This is a genomic window from Gracilibacillus suaedae (assembly GCF_017599345.1).
Taxonomy (GTDB): Bacteria; Bacillota; Bacilli; order Bacillales; family Amphibacillaceae; genus Gracilibacillus; species Gracilibacillus suaedae.
The window spans coordinates 101,424-117,481 of sequence record NZ_JAGFVL010000016.1 but is presented as its reverse complement, the minus strand read 5'-3'; the positions used below and the strand labels follow the sequence as shown (position 1 = coordinate 117,481).

At 37.3% G+C, this 16,058-nt stretch carries 17 protein-coding genes; 5 read left to right on the top strand and 12 right to left on the bottom strand.

Annotated elements, in window-relative coordinates:
- Positions 1–38 precede the first annotated feature (38 nt).
- Positions 39–1,550, bottom strand: coding sequence for an NAD(P)H-hydrate dehydratase (locus J5J03_RS03110; RefSeq protein ID WP_208586053.1), 1,512 nt, complete (start codon positions 1,548–1,550; stop codon positions 39–41).
- A 45-nt stretch (positions 1,551–1,595) separates the two neighbouring features.
- The gene (gene acpS / locus J5J03_RS03105) at positions 1,596–1,964 is read right to left on the bottom strand and encodes a holo-ACP synthase (RefSeq protein WP_208586052.1); all 369 of its coding nucleotides are present in this window, start codon (positions 1,962–1,964) and stop codon (positions 1,596–1,598) included.
- A 130-nt stretch (positions 1,965–2,094) separates the two neighbouring features.
- Between acpS and J5J03_RS03100 the strand changes: the two genes are divergently transcribed.
- A complete protein-coding gene (locus J5J03_RS03100; protein WP_208586051.1) occupies positions 2,095–2,853 on the top strand; it encodes a rhomboid family intramembrane serine protease in 759 nt (252 codons plus the stop codon).
- Between the two features lie 18 nt (positions 2,854–2,871).
- Positions 2,872–3,315, top strand: a complete 444-nt coding sequence (locus tag J5J03_RS03095; RefSeq protein ID WP_208586050.1) for a hypothetical protein — start codon at positions 2,872–2,874, stop codon at positions 3,313–3,315.
- A gap of 176 nt (positions 3,316–3,491) precedes the next feature.
- On the opposite strand, the gene J5J03_RS03090 is transcribed toward J5J03_RS03095, so the two are convergent.
- Positions 3,492–4,940, bottom strand: a complete 1,449-nt coding sequence (locus tag J5J03_RS03090; protein ID WP_208586049.1) for a DEAD/DEAH box helicase — start codon at positions 4,938–4,940, stop codon at positions 3,492–3,494.
- A gap of 545 nt (positions 4,941–5,485) precedes the next feature.
- Here J5J03_RS03090 and J5J03_RS03085 point away from each other — a divergent pair.
- Positions 5,486–6,391, top strand: coding sequence for a DMT family transporter (locus tag J5J03_RS03085; RefSeq protein WP_208586048.1), 906 nt, complete (start codon positions 5,486–5,488; stop codon positions 6,389–6,391).
- Between the two features lie 200 nt (positions 6,392–6,591).
- Here the strand turns inward: J5J03_RS03085 and J5J03_RS03080 are convergent, their stop codons facing one another.
- The 9 genes from J5J03_RS03080 to J5J03_RS03040 all read right to left on the bottom strand — a co-directional run bounded on the left by J5J03_RS03080 (position 6,592) and on the right by J5J03_RS03040 (position 13,897).
- Positions 6,592–7,287, bottom strand: coding sequence for an alpha/beta hydrolase (locus J5J03_RS03080; protein ID WP_208586047.1), 696 nt, complete (start codon positions 7,285–7,287; stop codon positions 6,592–6,594).
- 201 nt (positions 7,288–7,488) lie between these two features.
- A complete protein-coding gene (locus J5J03_RS03075) occupies positions 7,489–7,827 on the bottom strand; it encodes a YppG family protein (RefSeq protein WP_208586046.1) in 339 nt (112 codons plus the stop codon).
- A gap of 63 nt (positions 7,828–7,890) precedes the next feature.
- A complete protein-coding gene (locus J5J03_RS03070; protein ID WP_208586045.1) occupies positions 7,891–8,127 on the bottom strand; it encodes a glutaredoxin family protein in 237 nt (78 codons plus the stop codon).
- Positions 8,128–8,203: 76 nt separating this feature from the next.
- Positions 8,204–8,677: a MarR family winged helix-turn-helix transcriptional regulator gene (locus J5J03_RS03065; RefSeq protein ID WP_208586044.1), complete on the bottom strand. Its 474-nt coding sequence runs from the start codon at positions 8,675–8,677 to the stop codon at positions 8,204–8,206.
- Positions 8,678–8,737: 60 nt separating this feature from the next.
- Complete coding sequence (locus J5J03_RS03060; protein WP_208586043.1) at positions 8,738–10,159, bottom strand: hypothetical protein; 1,422 nt, start codon at positions 10,157–10,159, stop codon at positions 8,738–8,740.
- Complete coding sequence (locus J5J03_RS03055; protein ID WP_208586042.1) at positions 10,156–10,842, bottom strand: ABC transporter ATP-binding protein; 687 nt, start codon at positions 10,840–10,842, stop codon at positions 10,156–10,158. The genes J5J03_RS03060 and J5J03_RS03055 overlap by 4 nt, the downstream gene beginning before the upstream one ends.
- A gap of 690 nt (positions 10,843–11,532) precedes the next feature.
- Positions 11,533–11,853 carry a thioredoxin family protein gene (locus J5J03_RS03050; RefSeq protein WP_208586041.1) on the bottom strand — a complete coding sequence of 107 codons (321 nt, stop codon included), beginning with the start codon at positions 11,851–11,853 and terminating at the stop codon, positions 11,533–11,535.
- A 73-nt stretch (positions 11,854–11,926) separates the two neighbouring features.
- Positions 11,927–12,739 carry a DUF368 domain-containing protein gene (locus J5J03_RS03045; RefSeq protein WP_208586040.1) on the bottom strand — a complete coding sequence of 271 codons (813 nt, stop codon included), beginning with the start codon at positions 12,737–12,739 and terminating at the stop codon, positions 11,927–11,929.
- Positions 12,740–12,751: 12 nt separating this feature from the next.
- Positions 12,752–13,897, bottom strand: coding sequence for a CapA family protein (locus tag J5J03_RS03040; protein WP_208586039.1), 1,146 nt, complete (start codon positions 13,895–13,897; stop codon positions 12,752–12,754).
- A 128-nt stretch (positions 13,898–14,025) separates the two neighbouring features.
- Here J5J03_RS03040 and J5J03_RS03035 point away from each other — a divergent pair, with 128 nt between their 5' ends.
- Positions 14,026–14,718, top strand: coding sequence for an ABC transporter ATP-binding protein (locus tag J5J03_RS03035; protein ID WP_208586038.1), 693 nt, complete (start codon positions 14,026–14,028; stop codon positions 14,716–14,718).
- Positions 14,715–16,055, top strand: coding sequence for an ABC transporter permease (locus J5J03_RS03030; protein ID WP_208586037.1), 1,341 nt, complete (start codon positions 14,715–14,717; stop codon positions 16,053–16,055). The genes J5J03_RS03035 and J5J03_RS03030 overlap by 4 nt, the downstream gene beginning before the upstream one ends.
- The last annotated feature ends 3 nt before the right edge of the window (positions 16,056–16,058 follow it).

Sequence of the window (16,058 nt, the reverse complement as noted above, 5' to 3'; positions counted from 1 at the left end):
GTCTCATCTCAAGTGGACAAAGGGAACACGATCACACGTTAAGATAATGCACGAAATACTTGCGATAGTCCTTCGATCACATCGGTAGCTAATAAATCCCTCTCTGTGTGGTTATCTTCCAACAAATAATCTGCTGATGTACCATGCAGGTAACAGCCATTTGCAAGAGCTGGCAGCAATTCTTCATGCTGCATAATCATGGTGAGTAAAATCCCTGACAAAACGTCTCCTGTTCCACCTTTTGCTAAACCGGCATTCCCTTGGTCACTGACAATTTGCTCACCATTAGGTGCTGTAATAATAGTGTGCTTACCTTTTAGCACAACATAGACTTGATATTGTTCAGCGAACTGCCGGGAGATAGAAAAAGGCGACCGCTTCACTTCTGGGACAGTTTTGTCTGTCAGCATAGCCATTTCTCCATAATGTGGTGTAACCACAATCGGTGCCTTGTACTGCAACAGTGTTTCCAATAATGGTTTTGCGTGATACAGACCATCTGCATCAATTAGTATTGGCTTGTCTAGTTTTTCAATCAAATCGGATAGCAGCTGAGAGTCATCACGTCCGATCCCCATGCCAAATGTAATAGCATCTATTTTTTCAAAGGCTTCAAGGTCACGGTCTGTTAATCGGTTTGTTAAGTTTGGCAAAAGGTGATACGTTGCTTCGATGCAACTACCCGATACGATCGGGAGATTCTCCTTAATTGTTGCAACAGTTATCAGCCCCGCACCTGAGCGAAGTGCTGCTCTGGCAGCTAACACAATTGCTCCCGGCATCGTTTGCTGACCACCAATCACCAATCCTCTGCCATTAGAACCTTTGTGAGCATACTTTTCGCGTTTCGGAAAAGTAGCTCGGACATTCTTTGCACACCACCTTTGTTTCGACGCATGTTTAGCATAAGCTAGCTGTGGTATACCGATTTTCACCGTTTCCCATTCGCCATAGTAAATGCTAGTCTTTTCACAAAAAACCGTTTCTTTTGGGGCTTCAATGATATAAGTTTGATCTGCATATATAGCAAGATCAACCTCCAATCCATCATTTGCCGGCAAACCACTTGGAATGTCAACCGAAATTTTCTCGACAGGTAAATGATTGATTACGTCGATCATACTCCGGATTGGCTCACGAATTGCTCCAGAAACACCTATCCCCAGAATCGCATCCATAACGATATCATAATCTACTAATTTTTGCTTTAACTGATGCGAGTCTGTCACATGGGCCAGCTTGTCTGACGTATTTAACCACAACGCTTTATGAAAGGCTGCCTCACCTTTAATTTTATGATCTGCTACTAATTGAAAAACCGAGACATCATAACCATATTCCGCTAAGTAGCGGGCAATAACAAAACCATCACCACCATTGTTTCCACTGCCAACTACGATTGCTATCTTCTGGTTGATATCATAGCTTTGAATGACTTGTTGGGCTACTTGTGATCCGGCGTTTTCCATTAGAATCTTGCCTTCGATTCCCCCTTTTTCTATCGCATAACGATCTATTTCGTACATTTCTTCCGCGGTTACGATGTACATCTTGTTCCCTCCTACCCGCACTAAAATAGTATGAGACAACCTCCCTTAATATGCAGATTCACTTTCAATTATTACTTGTGCCACTGCATAATCATCACTGTGAGAGATTGATACGAAGCATGTCTCAGCATTTAAAACTTTTGATTTCAAAACAGGTGCTCCATTCTTTTTGTTCATAATTTCAATATCCAAAAAACTTAATGGTCCAATCCCAGTTCCTCTTGCCTTCGAAAAAGCTTCTTTTGCCGCAAACCTTCCAGCGATAAATTCTATTTTTCTTTTATCAGATGGAAGATTCTCTAACGATTTCTTTTCTGTTTTCGTTAATATTCGATCCAACATTTTCGGTTGACGTTCTACTATTTCTTTTATTCGTTGCAACTCTATAATATCAATTCCGATTCCTTTTATCATTTAGATCAACTCCATTTTATATCGTAAGTATAGCTTAAAAACGGTGACAATTAAAACGGTTAATTCTACTGTCCATATCATTTACAGTTGTGCTAAAATATAAGCAATTAACCATAAAAGGGAGAATGCTATGTTTTTACGTACGGAAAACTTTCGAGATTTTCTACAATTTTATCCGGTTGTTTCAGCGATTATCGCGTTTCAAGTCATTATTTGGCTTGTCGTTGGAATAGTGCCTGGTTTAGGGGAATGGATTTATTCAATGGGGGTTGGTTCGAATTTTTTGATTAGCCAAGGTGAATATTGGCGATTAGTTACACCGATATTTCTGCATGCTGGGTTCGGTCATATCCTATTTAATTCCTTTTCACTGATTTTATTTGCACCAGCATTAGAGCAAATGCTTGGGAAAGTAAAGTTTTTAATTGTTTATTTTACTGCCGGTATTGCTGCAAATATTCTTACTTATGTTGTTGAATCGAATCCGCTTTACACACATGTCGGTGCATCAGGTGCGATTTTTGGCTTATTTGGGCTATATTTATTCATGGTCTTTTTTGAAAAACGGTTAATTGATCCCCAAAATGCACGACTCATTCTAATCATTTCTGTAATCGGATTAGTGATGACCTTTTTCCGGGCAAACATTAATGTCGCAGGTCATTTATTTGGGTTTATTGCCGGGTTTGCGCTCGGTCCTGTTATCTTGAGAAATGCACAACCTTTCTCTCCGTGGAAAAATAGACGAAAAGTAAGAGATGATGATATTGGATTTGACCCTAATCGTTGGAACAAAAAACGTTATCGTTACAAGCCTTATTTGAAGCCAGTTTTATTCGGTATATTGATCGCATTAGTTTTACTCGGATTCATCTCCACTCTATTTTAACCGAAAGGAGAATGTATTTTGACAGCAGTTTGGTTGTTTACCGTATCATCCGTTATCGCTGGATTAGGTATTTTATTTGCCTTTAAGCGATTAATGAGAGGATTATCTTATCGGATTAAACGAAATGAATTTCATTTTAAAGGTTTGCAAAAAGATCAAATTCGCTTTTTTATTCAAGTTGGCTTAATCGAAGCAATTCCAATATTCCTGATTGTTTTAGGATTTATGTTTATGGATGAGGAAAGCTTATCCATTGCTAGCTTAATATTACCTTTACTCATTATATTAGCTGTCATCATCTTCAGTTTGCTTCAAATTCAAAAAATCAAAGCAGAAGTGATGGATGTAGCATCCAGCCTAAACGCAGAAGAACTCAGCTATATAAAATCACTTTCTTTTATTGGCTATATGACTGTACTAGGTATTCCTATTTTAGCAATCGTTGCGATATTTTTAATGTAATGTGGCATTAATTCGATCATGGTCATGTTACAGACAGAATTAGAAATTATATTGAAAAAGTGTCCATAAGAATTATTCTTATGGACACAAATGTTAAATATTTAGTTATTCTGTCTATAAGATCAAATAAAATCCTAAAACAAAAGTCCGTTGCAGTGTATTGCAACGGACTTTTGTTATCTTTTATTATTACGTTTGTTTTGGAATTTGCGGTTGCGGCCGCCTCCCTGTTTGCCTTTACGACCAAATCCGCGTTTATCATTTCTGAATTTTTTGTTATTACCTTTATTATTTCCTTTTTTAACACTTACCGGTTGAACAGATGTTAAGGTAACTGGTGTTTGTCTTCTTTCTTTGGTTAGCATTTTTAATGCTGCAGCGACAACTGTTGCGGAATCGTATTCGTCTAGAATTTCGCTAGCTGTCTCACGGTAATCCTGAAGTTCTTTCTTTTCAATTGTTTTAATTAATTTTTGTACTGTCAGCTGTTGTTGACCTCGTTTTGCTTCATCATAACTAGGTGCTGTCATACGTTTCATTTTACTTTTTGTAACTTTTTCAATTAAATGCAAGTGTGGCATTTCTCTTGGTGTAATGAAGGAAATAGCCTCCCCCATCTTACCAGCACGACCTGTACGTCCGATACGGTGTACATAGCTTTCTGGATCCTGTGGAATATCAAAATTATATACATGGGTTACCCCAGAAATGTCTAATCCTCGAGCAGCTACGTCGGTTGCTACGAGAATTTCAATACGACCGAATTTAAACTTTTTCAAAACGGATGTCCGTTTACCTTGGGTTAGATCACCATGGATTCCTTCTGCACGAAAACCACGTGCTTGCAAACCTTCCGTCAACTCATCGACACGTTTTTTGGTACGTCCAAAAATAATCGCTAATTCAGGAACATGAATATCTAACAAGTTTGTCAAGGTATCGAATTTCTGTTTCTCATGTACTTCTACAAAGAATTGATCGATATTCGAAACCGTCATTTCCTTTGATTTTACTTTTACCTCTTCCGGTTGCTTCATCAATGTTGCTGCAATATCACGAATTTCTTTTGGCATAGTTGCAGAGAACAATAAAGTTTGTCGCTCTTCCGGAATCGCCTTTAAGATATCACGAATATCATCGATAAAGCCCATGTTCAACATTTCATCTGCTTCATCAAGTACAGCAGTGTGTACTTGATCGACACGAATAGTACGACGGCGTAAGTGGTCTAATAACCGGCCTGGAGTGGCTACCACAATATGCGGACGATCCTTTAATGCTTTAATTTGGCGTTCCATATGTTGTCCACCATAGACAGGTAGTGTACGAACACCTTTGAACTTCGCTAGTTTATGCATTTCTTCTGACACCTGTATTGCTAATTCTCTTGTTGGTGCAACAATCAACCCCTGAATTTTACGTTCGTTAGGGTCAATTTTTTCGATCATTGGAATACCAAAGGCAGCGGTTTTACCAGTACCCGTTTGTGCCTGGCCAATAACGTCTTTACCTTCCATCCCTAATGGAATCGTCTGAGCTTGAATTGGTGTTGCCTCTTCAAATCCCATTTTTTCTAATGCTTTCATAATTGACGCTGAAATACCTAATTGATTAAAATTTGTCACTATTAATTTCTACTCCTTTTTCACTATATAAATCTCATCTTTATTATCATTTTTTTCGTCGTTATTATCAGTGTATCCAAGTTATACAATCTACATTAAAAAAATATGCAAAAAGTAGGATAAGCTACTCTTTGTCACGGTGCTAACCGTCCGCAAGACCTCCAACTTGAAGCTTCGAGCATTGCCAGGAAGCTAAACGGAAGATAACGGACGCTAACATCCTGATAAGTTTCACTGTACACCAGTAGGGAAACCGCTCACTGGCGGAAGTTTCACTTTAAGATGCCGTTATCGTAAGAAATCTTGACTTTGACTAAGATACATACGAATAACAATGAAAAAAGCCTTCCTCCACATTTGGAAGAGGCTTATAAATGACCACTCAATGGATTATTACATCATAACACACTCTTCACGTTAATTCTATATAATATTTCGTATCGTTTCAAACAATTGCGTTTATACTGGATAGATATCATTAGGATTTCTTAAAATAATTGTTATACTTAAGAAAAAGATTGATTTTTAATATTGTAGGTGATGTTGTGAATAAGCATTTCATTCCATATATAGCGATTATCATCGGTGTAATCTCTGTTTCTACAGCTGCGGTACTTGTAAAATTAGCAGCAGAAGTCCCTTCGGCCGTGACAGCCAATTATCGCTTGTTATTTGCAGCAATTTTACTGTTACCATATATTCTTTTGAAAAGAAGAGATGAATTAAGGAGATTAGCCACAAGAGAATGGATACTAACGATTATAGCTGGTATCAGTTTGGCAATTCATTACATCGTATGGTTCGAATCATTTCAATATACATCTGTAGCCAGTTCTACTGTAATCGTGACATTACAACCTATTTTCGCCTTTATCGGCACCTATTTGTTCTTTCATGAACGCTTTTCTGCCGGTACAGTAATTAGCATGCTGATTGCCATTTTAGGCAGTGTCATTATTGCGTGGGGAGATTTTCAAATAGCTGGAGAAGCCCTTTATGGTGATTTTCTGGCATTGTTAGGAGCTATGTTTATTACGATTTACTTTTTACTTGGCCAAGGTGTGCGGACAAAAATTTCGGTGATGAGTTATACATTCATAGCATACAGCATCGGAGCATTAACGATTATTGCCTATAATATCGCTGTTGCGAATCCATTAACAGGTTATGAGCCAAATGAATGGTGGATCTTCCTAAGTCTCGCCATCATTCCAACGATTTTGGGACTCAATCTACTGAACTGGGCACTAAAATGGGTAAGTACATCCGTTATTTCAATGGGGATCCTTTTTGAACCAATTGGTGCATCATTACTCGCTTACATCATACTAAACGAACTGATCACTTGGTCCCAATGGTTGGGAGGTACCATTGTCATCTTCGGCCTGCTTCTGTTCATCGCCAGTACCCGGAGAAAACGAAAAATGAAAATCACGATTGAACACAATTAGACAGAGGTGACCTATCCTCTGTCTTTTGTTCTCGAAGACACTTTTTCTTATTTTCACTTTACTTTGTCCTCGAGAGCACTTCTCGAAGACACTTTTCTTCATTTTCGCTCTACTTTGTCCTCGATGGCGCTTCTCGAAGACACTTTTCTTCATTTTCGCTTTACTTTGTCTTCGAGAGCACGCGCTCGTTAACCGAAGTCTTACTTTAACAAAAATTGATAGACAGCATTAATGACGACATCTTTATCCTCACCCAGACAAATTAGATGCTTTGAATCATGGAAATATATAATCTCCGCATCAACTGGTATTTCTTTGTCCAGATAATGTACTGTTTTGTATGGCACCATTCCGTCCTGCATTCCTTGTGCAATAAAAACTGGACAGTGAATCTTCTTCAAGTATGGTTTGGTAAATTTCATGCATTTCAAAAACTCTCGAATCGCCCTAACAGGAACAGATCCATATTTTGTTCGGTAGTGATTATACAAGGCATCCTCTTTCAACTTTCGCCTCACTGCCTTTTGAGCGAAATTTATTAAATCAACACTTATCCGCGGAATACTAATATACCTTCTTGATGTAGATAGCAGGACTAACTTCTTACACGTATACTTTGCTGCTAAATAGGCTGCTATCATCCCCCCCATAGAAAAACCGATCAAATAAATGTCGTCATGGTCTTCCTTCAATTTTAAATAGGCTTGTTCTGCTTCGTTTATCCAATCTTTATAGGATACATGTAAAAGATCTAACCCCCTTCCCTCACCTAAGCCATGTCCAGGTAAACTGGGTGTTACTACATGCCAATCTGTATGTTTTTCTATGTAAAAAGCTAGTGGCTCTACTTCATATGGACCACCAGTGAACCCATGAATAATTAGACATGCAGTCATTAGTTGTCTACCTCCTAATCAATTGAGACTATGATCAATGGGGGGCTAACCCTCATTAGCAAAACCGCCAAAGTGTTATATCTCTAAACTTATCCTTGTGTTACTTGAAGCTTGAATCGGGAGCTTACAGGCATTTAGCACCGTGATAAAATATCTGCCACAACAGAAATCCTTGCCACAATCGACAAGGATCATTTTACATTATTTCTGAAAAGATTTTAAAATATTACCGAAATTTTTGAATAAAGGTGATACCTGTTGATACGTGTTTGCGACTTGATTCACGGTATTAAACACTTTATCCAAATCCATTTCACCATTTTTATTCTGAAAATACTGCAGCATCGGATTATTTGGTTTTCCGAAAAAAGAAGGCGAAGGAGTGTCGAACCCATCATATGGATTTGGTACCATCGGCTTTTGATAATATTGAAAGGGTGTCATCGGCATTGGTGATGTATATGTTGGCGGTTGATAAGGATACATCCCCTGCTGATAAGAATTTTGATAATTAGAAAAGCCATTATATCTGTAATCCATTTGCTCCCCTCCATCTGCTAATTTTGTATTAGTTTATGCAAATAGAAAGGAATTGGTTCGCTACTACCTAAGTAATTTCTTTAACTTACTTTCCTGAAAACCGATAATGCGATAATCATTATCGATAATAACCGTAGGCGTTACATAAATGTTCTCTTGCTGTAATTGCCGTAAATTTTCCTTATTTATTGTTGTATTTTTTATCTGAAATGGAATATTCCGTTGTGTTAAGTAATTTACAAGTTGATCACATTCTGAACAATTATCACTAACATATACGTCTATTTGTCGTTCCTTCATGTAGGCAACCCCCCTGAGCTATATTTATCTATAGTAATAATTACCCACTACAAACAACATATAAACCTATCATTTTCTATTGTTTTTCAGAAAAATGATCTGCATACATCCCCAGCTTTTTCAAAAACTTAATCACTTCTACCTTCTCTTCTTCATCTAATCCAGCAGTTATTGCTTCAATTTGTTTCCAGTGCTCTGGAAATATATCATTAAGCAACTGTTGCCCATTTTCTGTAATAGACGCATAGGTAATTCTCCGATCACTAGGACATGGTGTTCGTTTCACTAACCCTTTTTTCTCTAACTTATCTACCACATATGTAATACTTCCACTAGCTAATAAAATTTTATCTCCTATTTTTTGCAAAGGTTGTTCTCCCTGATGATATAGTAATTCCAATACACCAAAATCAGTTGTATTTAATCCGTGGCTTCTAATATCTTTCGCCACCTGGTCGGCAACCGCTCGATAAGCCTTTGACAACACAACAAATAATTTCAGGGAAGGGTCTTGCTTCTTTTTTAAATATTCGTTTCTCTTTTGATCCATCCCTCTCATCCTCTCTCTCATTATCTATATATGATTGGTATTATAGGTAAACAACTAGAACTAGTCAATTTTTGATGGAAAATAATGTTTTTTTATTATCCAGTATCCAAATATAATAATCAAATAACTAATCGTAACAGGATATAATAAACTAAAAGCCAATGCCACATACGTGAACAATCCTATTATTTGATCAACAAAGGATGGCGTATACCATTTTTCATTTAATGCTTTAACTTTTCTCTCCATCTCAGAGTCTAGTAAAAAGAATAGAGCTATAAAAACAAATAGCAGTTGAGCTATTAACCACCAACTCCATGTATTCGTAAGTAAGACAACCACTGAAACAACCACCATTACTATGATACTCAGTAAAGAGGATATTTGCCAAAAAGCAGTTGTTATTACTGCGATATTCCAAGGAATACTGTGAAATAATTTGTCTTTGAAAATCGCATTAAAAAAACTGGCTACAACCTTAATAAAGATAAAGACCGACAATATAATGGCGATCCCCTGTAATAGCTGCCCTCCTCTCACGGATAGCACAATCATAGTAATTAAAATGGAAAACAGCATCGTATAGATAATACTGATTTCCTGATTAATACTTCGTCTCCATAATTTTCGCATTAGTTTAGCCGGCTGCTGATAAGGAAAAGGAAGTTTAGCTCTTTTGGATGTGAAAAGTGGTTTCAAGAAATAATTTCTTCTTTGTTGCTTTACTTGATCCATTCTACTCATCTGTTTAATAAAAAACATGTTCCATTCTTTTTCATCACTTTTCTCAATCACTTTCATCCAATTGACCTTCATCAACCGACGAGGCCATATCCATACATTTAGGGCACATAGGAAGATGATAAGCATCCAGACAGATTCCGTGTTTAACTCTAATAATGCAAAAGCCAGCCGAATTACACCAATAACCAAAACAGCCAACAAATAGAGTCCGATTTTTTTAAAACCTTCTATCTGAAAAAAGTACCATTGAGGTATGACCGTTAATAACAATACTATTAAAACAGCAACATACCATTTTACGAGAACTAATGTAGAAAAAGGCGTAATCAGCACTAGTAGCAACAAAAGTAACGTTAAGGCTATCAATCGTTTTCTAATTACGGTCCATAAAGCATATAACCATATATTCTTTATCGAAAAAGGAAGTGACGTTAATTTCCATTCTGCACTTGTAATCATTATCGAAGGATGATGAAAGGAAAGTATAATCGCACCAAATATCAAACCAATTACTATTAGCGGAAAATATAATTCGATATTTTCTTGATAGGACATAAAGACAGCTTCCATGCTTTTGAACGTATCATACGCAATAAATAAAAACATGATCGCAAATAAACCAGTATAAATAGTTGTTGTCCAATCAAAAGCCACACCAAAGGCTAATTTATATAATTTTTGCTTTTTACGTATGCGACCCTTTTTAAGAAATCGCATCATCTGAATGGTGGCTTTCATTCGGTCCCTCTCCTTGATAGTGAGTGGAAATCTTCCATCAACCCATGTTCTGCTACGCGCCCTTGATGTAGCATAATATATGTATCAGCTAATTCTTCCATCTTCTCTAATTGATGGGAGGTCAGTAGAATGCTAGTACCATGTTCCGCCTTTTCCTTCAACATTTCTTGCAGGTCATGAGCTGCATGTACATCTAGTCCCATAAAAGGTTCGTCAATTAATAATAAAGGGACATCTGGTAATAATGCACATATGGTTTGTACTTTTTGACGCATACCTTTCGAGAGTGACTCTGGATATTCATTTAGTTTATCAGCTATTTCGAATTGCTCTGAAAGTTGTTGCGCACGTTTTGTAAATGTTTTTTCATCAAGTTGATAACTTTGGCCATATAGTTGAAAGTGTTGCATCGTTGTTAGTTCCGGTAATAAAAATGGTTCTTCCGGAATATAAGCTAGTTGCTTTTTAAAGGTGATAAATGATTGATCTTGATCCACTTGGTTCAAGAGAATCGTGCCTTCTTTTTTGTCTTGCCACCCCATAATTGTTTTCATAACGGTTGATTTTCCTGCTCCATTGTGCCCAATCAAGCCTACAATGCTTCCTTCTTTAACGGAAAATCCTACGTCCTCCAGGATGGTTTCTTTCCCAATTTTGACTTTTAGCTGCTTCACTTCTAACACATAATCGCCCCCTCTCTTATATACGAAAAATATTGTCAAAAGGTTTCCGAACTTGTAATTTTATACAAATAAGCGATAAAAAATAGTACTGCTCTATTTATCAGAATTGTAATAAATACATACTGCGAAGTAATGGAAGTTCTGTTTGTTCGAAGTAGCTTGGTAATGAGATGTGCAATCACCTAAGACATAATTTTGAAATAAATAGTGATGATAACTACCACTCCGGCTACCCAATTCCTTTTCCTGGATATAATTGTTTATCCCCGGAAGAGATGACTTTTTCCTCGGAACAGGGCGGCGCTTCCGGGGATATCTCCTTCCCTTCCCTGGATATAATCGTTTATCCCCGGAAGAGATGACTTTTTCCTCGGAACAGGGTGGCGCTTCCGGGGATATCTCCTTCCCTTCCCTGGATATAATTGTTTATCCCCGGAAGAGATGACTTTTTCCTCGGAACAGGACGGCGCTTCCGAGGGGATTGCACGACGACATAGAAAACACTACGAAAGTAATTTTTGTTCGAATAGAGGTTGCACTTGTTCTCAACGAAGTATTCTGCCAGAGCGTATGGCAGCACTCATCAAAATGCAGAATGGACGAGAGCAAATCCATGTCAAGTTACTTCGTAGTTTATAAATCTTATGAACCATTTGCAGATAAAAAAAGAGACAGTGCTGAGACTGTCTCTTAGGCTAGCTCTTCTTGTAAGAACTCTAATACATCATCTGGTGTTTTAGTGTAGGCACTGTGGCGATGTGCTAGTTTTTCTCCGTTTTGGAAAATAAGTAAGCTTGGGATACCCATTACTTCATATTTTCCTGCTAATCCTTGCACCCCGTCGCTATTCACTTCATACCAATCATAGTTATTGTATTGTTCTAAAATATCACCGATAAACATATCCATACGCTTACAGTCAGGACACCAGTCGGCATAAAATTTAATAATAACCGGATCTTCTGAAGCAATAATTTTATTAAACTGTTCTACTGATTGAATAGCTTCCATTATGCATTCTCCTTTTTCAACTGGTACTTTAATAAAAACTAGCACGAACATAATTTGAAAGCAACTATTCTGTTTAGCGATACTCCACTCGACCTAGTAAATAGGCGAATAGAAGGCCACCTGCAAAGGTAATAATACACATCACTGTCGAAATAACGCTAACTGGCCATCCTGGGAAAATAACAAATACAGATCCGATCACCATACCAATCACAATAGCGTAAGTTGCAGTTGGAAATGACGCTAAAAAATAATGAATGACTTTACTCATCAGTACAATTCCTAATATAATTCCAACTCCGACTGTGAAAATAACAACGACATCTAAATTTTTTATTGCGCTGATAATCGTTGTATAGGAGCCGATTACGTATAAAAGAAAGGAACCACTAATCCCTGGTAAAATCATAGCCGCGCTCGCTATAAATCCTGAAGCGAACAACCAAATATAAGTAGAAGGTTCAAAGTGCGTAACTACCTCTGGATCACCTGTTTGAAAGAAAGCCATAGAACCAACTATACAAGCACCAACCAATATCAATAAGATATGGTTCCCCTTAAAGTTCTTTTTGGCATTCGATTTTTGAAATAAAAAGGGCAATACACCGATAATTAACCCTAAAAAAGCAAATTGTGTTTGTTTTGGATAATGTTCAAACAACCACTCAATTAATCCAGCCAATAAGAAAATAGCTGTCAAAACACCTACACCAAGTGGAATTAAAAACATAAGATGTTTCTTGAAATCCTTACTAAAAAAACCATTCACCGCTGCTATTAATCGGTCGTAAATACCTAATACAACAGCAATCGTACCACCACTAACACCTGGAACAACATCACTTGCTCCCATTAACATGCCACGATAAATATTTCGCCATTCCATTTCTCATTCTCCTCATTCTATAAACTCAAGATCCTCGATATTTTGTGAGAGATGCTCTTTTATCTCTGATAAATGATCTGATGCAGCAGGCAACTGTTGGTCTGAGACATTCTTTAACGGTAATACTTGCAAATCTGTTATGGTTTCATCAATGAGATCAAACTGAACAAAAGTCGGTAAAAAGGAGGGAGAATGTACCTTTACATTTGATCCATCCTTTGTAATCGAAAATTGTAAAATCCCGCCGATTTTTCTGTATAGTTCATATTGACCTGAAAGAAAATTTCCTAACGAATAAGCTACCAACGTTTGGTTACCATCTTTACCTTGCAACCAATCGATTGGCTGCAGGACATGTGGATGATGACCAATCACGACATCTACCCCAAGATCTGCTGCAAATTGTGCTAAATCCTTCTGCTCCTGATTTGGCAGGCGCTGATATTCTTGACCAAAATGATAACTTACTATTGTAACGTCCGCTAACTCCTCAGCTTCGGAAACATCTTTCTCAATTTGCTTACGATCTATTAAATTAACTAAATAATCCTTCCCATCTGGAATCGGTATGCCGTTCGTACCGTATGTATAACTTAAGAAAGCTACCGAAATACCCTCTTCTGTATCTAAAACTCGTAATGTCTGTTGGTCTTCCTCACTTTTGAAGCTTCCTGTATAATGCATGTTAATCTCCTCATAATACGCAATCGCATTGCGAATCGCTTCTTCCCCTCTATCCAGTGTATGATTATTGGCCATCGTTACAATATCGACACCAACTGCTTTCAAATCATCTCCTAAATCAAAAGGGCTGTTAAATTGCGGATAGTCGGATAAACCAATTTCTTCTCCTCCCATAATCGTTTCCTGATTAGCCATTGTAATATCTGGCGCCTTTAAATAATCCTGCACAGGTTTGATCATCGACAAAAAATCATATTTTTCACCATTCCATGCATCATTATAAACTCGTTCATGAATCAGCAAATCTCCAATCGCAGCGATATCTATTTCACTCTTCGCAAAACTGATATCAGATTCTTTTGAAGATCTTTCTTTTTTATCGATATGGTGAAACTGACCCTGATATTCTTCATTTCCTGTACAACCCGTAACAAATAAAAACAATAACAAACAAATGGTACTAGCATACTTCATATGAAAACTCCTCCAAGAAGACTCACCTTATTTTAACATAAAAAGATAAAATTTAATGTTAATAAAATGAAGTAATCAATGATTTTCATTCGTCAGTTACTAGTGAAGGGAAAAAAGGAGGTTAAAAAATGATAGATGTAAAAGACATCAACCATACATTTTTATTAGGAAAAAAACAGAACGAAACTGCACTTCCAGTCTTAAAAAATATTTCGTTTTCTGTAGATAAAGGGGAGATTCTGGCGATAACAGGAAAAAGTGGTTCTGGTAAATCGACCTTACTCAACATTATCGGCGGATTTATGAAACCAACTAGCGGGTCAGTATGGATTAAGGAGTTGAATGTAACTAAATTAAACGAAGGAGAATATGCAGACTTCCGATTAGATAATATCGGTTTTATCTTTCAGAATTTTCAATTGATCCCTAGTATGACCGCATTCGAAAATGTAGAACTACCACTAGTCTTAAAAGGGCTGTCAGTTAAAGAAAGAAAAGAAAAGACCGAAGAAACATTAGAAAAAGTCGGTCTCTCCAATTACCATCATCATTATCCCAGCGAATTGTCTGGTGGTCAGCAGCAACGCGTAAGTATTGCTCGAACACTCGTAATAGAACCACCTATTATTCTTGCTGATGAACCAACAGGTAGTTTAGACAGTGAAACCGAACAAGAAATCTTAGATTTGATTACCGGATTAAATAGGGACTTAGGCATTACCTTTTTAATGATTACACACGACGAGGAGGTTGCTCAAATTGCTTCGAAACAGATCCATATTCATGACGGTGAAATTGTAAAGGAGGAAGTTAGTGCATGACTTTTAAAGATCAATGGCGGTTTGTCCGCAGAAATATGAAACGGAGTAAGTCAAGAATATTCATGACGATATTGGCAACTGCAATGGGGGTCGCGTTTTTAATTGTTTTAGCTTCTGTTGGTTTTGGTTTACATACAACCTTTATCGACGATATCATTCGAGATCGATCTGTGACTAAAATTGAAATATCTGGGCTCGAAAAAGATAACGACATTGCACCAATTACAGATGAGGAAATAACAGAGCTTGAAAAGGTAGACAGTATGAAAGCCGTCACCAGACAACTTTCATTAAGACAAACACCTCAGTTTAACATCGAGGATTACAGTGGAAGCGTAGAAACAGTCGTCTCCCACTTCCCATCAGAACTAAAAGCAGGTATGGAGCTAAAAGAAGGTGATTTACCGGAAGACCCATACGAAGTAGTAGTTGGTCCCCATTTTATCGAAAACCTTTATCCTGATGATCTTCCAGTTGATGAAGAGGTTTATGATGAAGATGGAATGATGAAAGAAGAATTTAAATATGAGGAATCACTTATTGGTAAAGAGGTGGATATGGTAGTTGAACAAAATGTAGATGATGAAACGAAAGAACATGAAATTACCTTAACCATTACTGGTATCGTAGAACCACCTGCTAGAGATTGGATGCAAGATAGACAAGTATATATATCGGAGGATGTTTTAACTGAAATAGAATCATTCACGGAAACATCTAGAGGAGCCATAATTGATCCTAACTATCCTGATGCTGAGGAAGAAGTTACTGGTTATGATAAAGTCTATGGATATGCTAATTCGTTGGAAGAAGTTCAAGAGATTTCGGAGTATTTAACGGAAGAGAATTACTTAGTATATTCTGCAGCGAGCGAACTAGACTACTTAAATACCTTTTTTACGATCGCAAAAGCCGGGCTGATTTTTATTGGAACGATTGCCATCATAATTGCATCGATTGGTATATATAATACGATGACAATGGCCGTTACCGAAAGAACTTCTGATATTGGCATTATGAAAGCAATTGGGGCCCACCCGAAAAAAATTAAGCAGATCTTTTTGCTTGAAAGTAGTTATATCGGTCTAATTGGGGCATTTATCGGTACCGTAGTAGCTTTTGTAATTAGCATTCTCTTAAACATTGGATTACCATGGATCATTGAATCTGCCTTTGAGCAGGAGTTACCTGAAGGCTTCCAATTTTCCAGTATTCCTCCTTCATTGATTCTTATTGCAGCTGTAATCTGTTTAATTGTAACGGTTCTTTCTGGCTTAAAGCCTGCCAAACGAGCTACACAAATTGATGTGTTAAAAGCGATGAGAAGAGAGATATAGAGA

Coding starts and splice junctions, on each gene's coding strand:
- acpS (WP_208586052.1), bottom strand. CDS start 1,964: ATGATAAAAGGAATCGGAATTGATATTATAGAGTTGCAACGAATAAAA.
- J5J03_RS03045 (WP_208586040.1), bottom strand. CDS start 12,739: ATGGAATGGCGAAATATTTATCGTGGCATGTTAATGGGAGCAAGTGAT.
- J5J03_RS03030 (WP_208586037.1), top strand. CDS start 14,715: ATGACTTTTAAAGATCAATGGCGGTTTGTCCGCAGAAATATGAAACGG.
- J5J03_RS03100 (WP_208586051.1), top strand. CDS start 2,095: ATGTTTTTACGTACGGAAAACTTTCGAGATTTTCTACAATTTTATCCG.
- J5J03_RS03040 (WP_208586039.1), bottom strand. CDS start 13,897: ATGAAGTATGCTAGTACCATTTGTTTGTTATTGTTTTTATTTGTTACG.
- J5J03_RS03075 (WP_208586046.1), bottom strand. CDS start 7,827: ATGGATTACAGATATAATGGCTTTTCTAATTATCAAAATTCTTATCAG.
- J5J03_RS03060 (WP_208586043.1), bottom strand. CDS start 10,159: ATGAAAGCCACCATTCAGATGATGCGATTTCTTAAAAAGGGTCGCATA.
- J5J03_RS03065 (WP_208586044.1), bottom strand. CDS start 8,677: ATGGATCAAAAGAGAAACGAATATTTAAAAAAGAAGCAAGACCCTTCC.
- J5J03_RS03070 (WP_208586045.1), bottom strand. CDS start 8,127: ATGAAGGAACGACAAATAGACGTATATGTTAGTGATAATTGTTCAGAA.
- J5J03_RS03035 (WP_208586038.1), top strand. CDS start 14,026: ATGATAGATGTAAAAGACATCAACCATACATTTTTATTAGGAAAAAAA.
- J5J03_RS03110 (WP_208586053.1), bottom strand. CDS start 1,550: ATGTACATCGTAACCGCGGAAGAAATGTACGAAATAGATCGTTATGCG.
- J5J03_RS03080 (WP_208586047.1), bottom strand. CDS start 7,287: ATGACTGCATGTCTAATTATTCATGGGTTCACTGGTGGTCCATATGAA.
- J5J03_RS03050 (WP_208586041.1), bottom strand. CDS start 11,853: ATGGAAGCTATTCAATCAGTAGAACAGTTTAATAAAATTATTGCTTCA.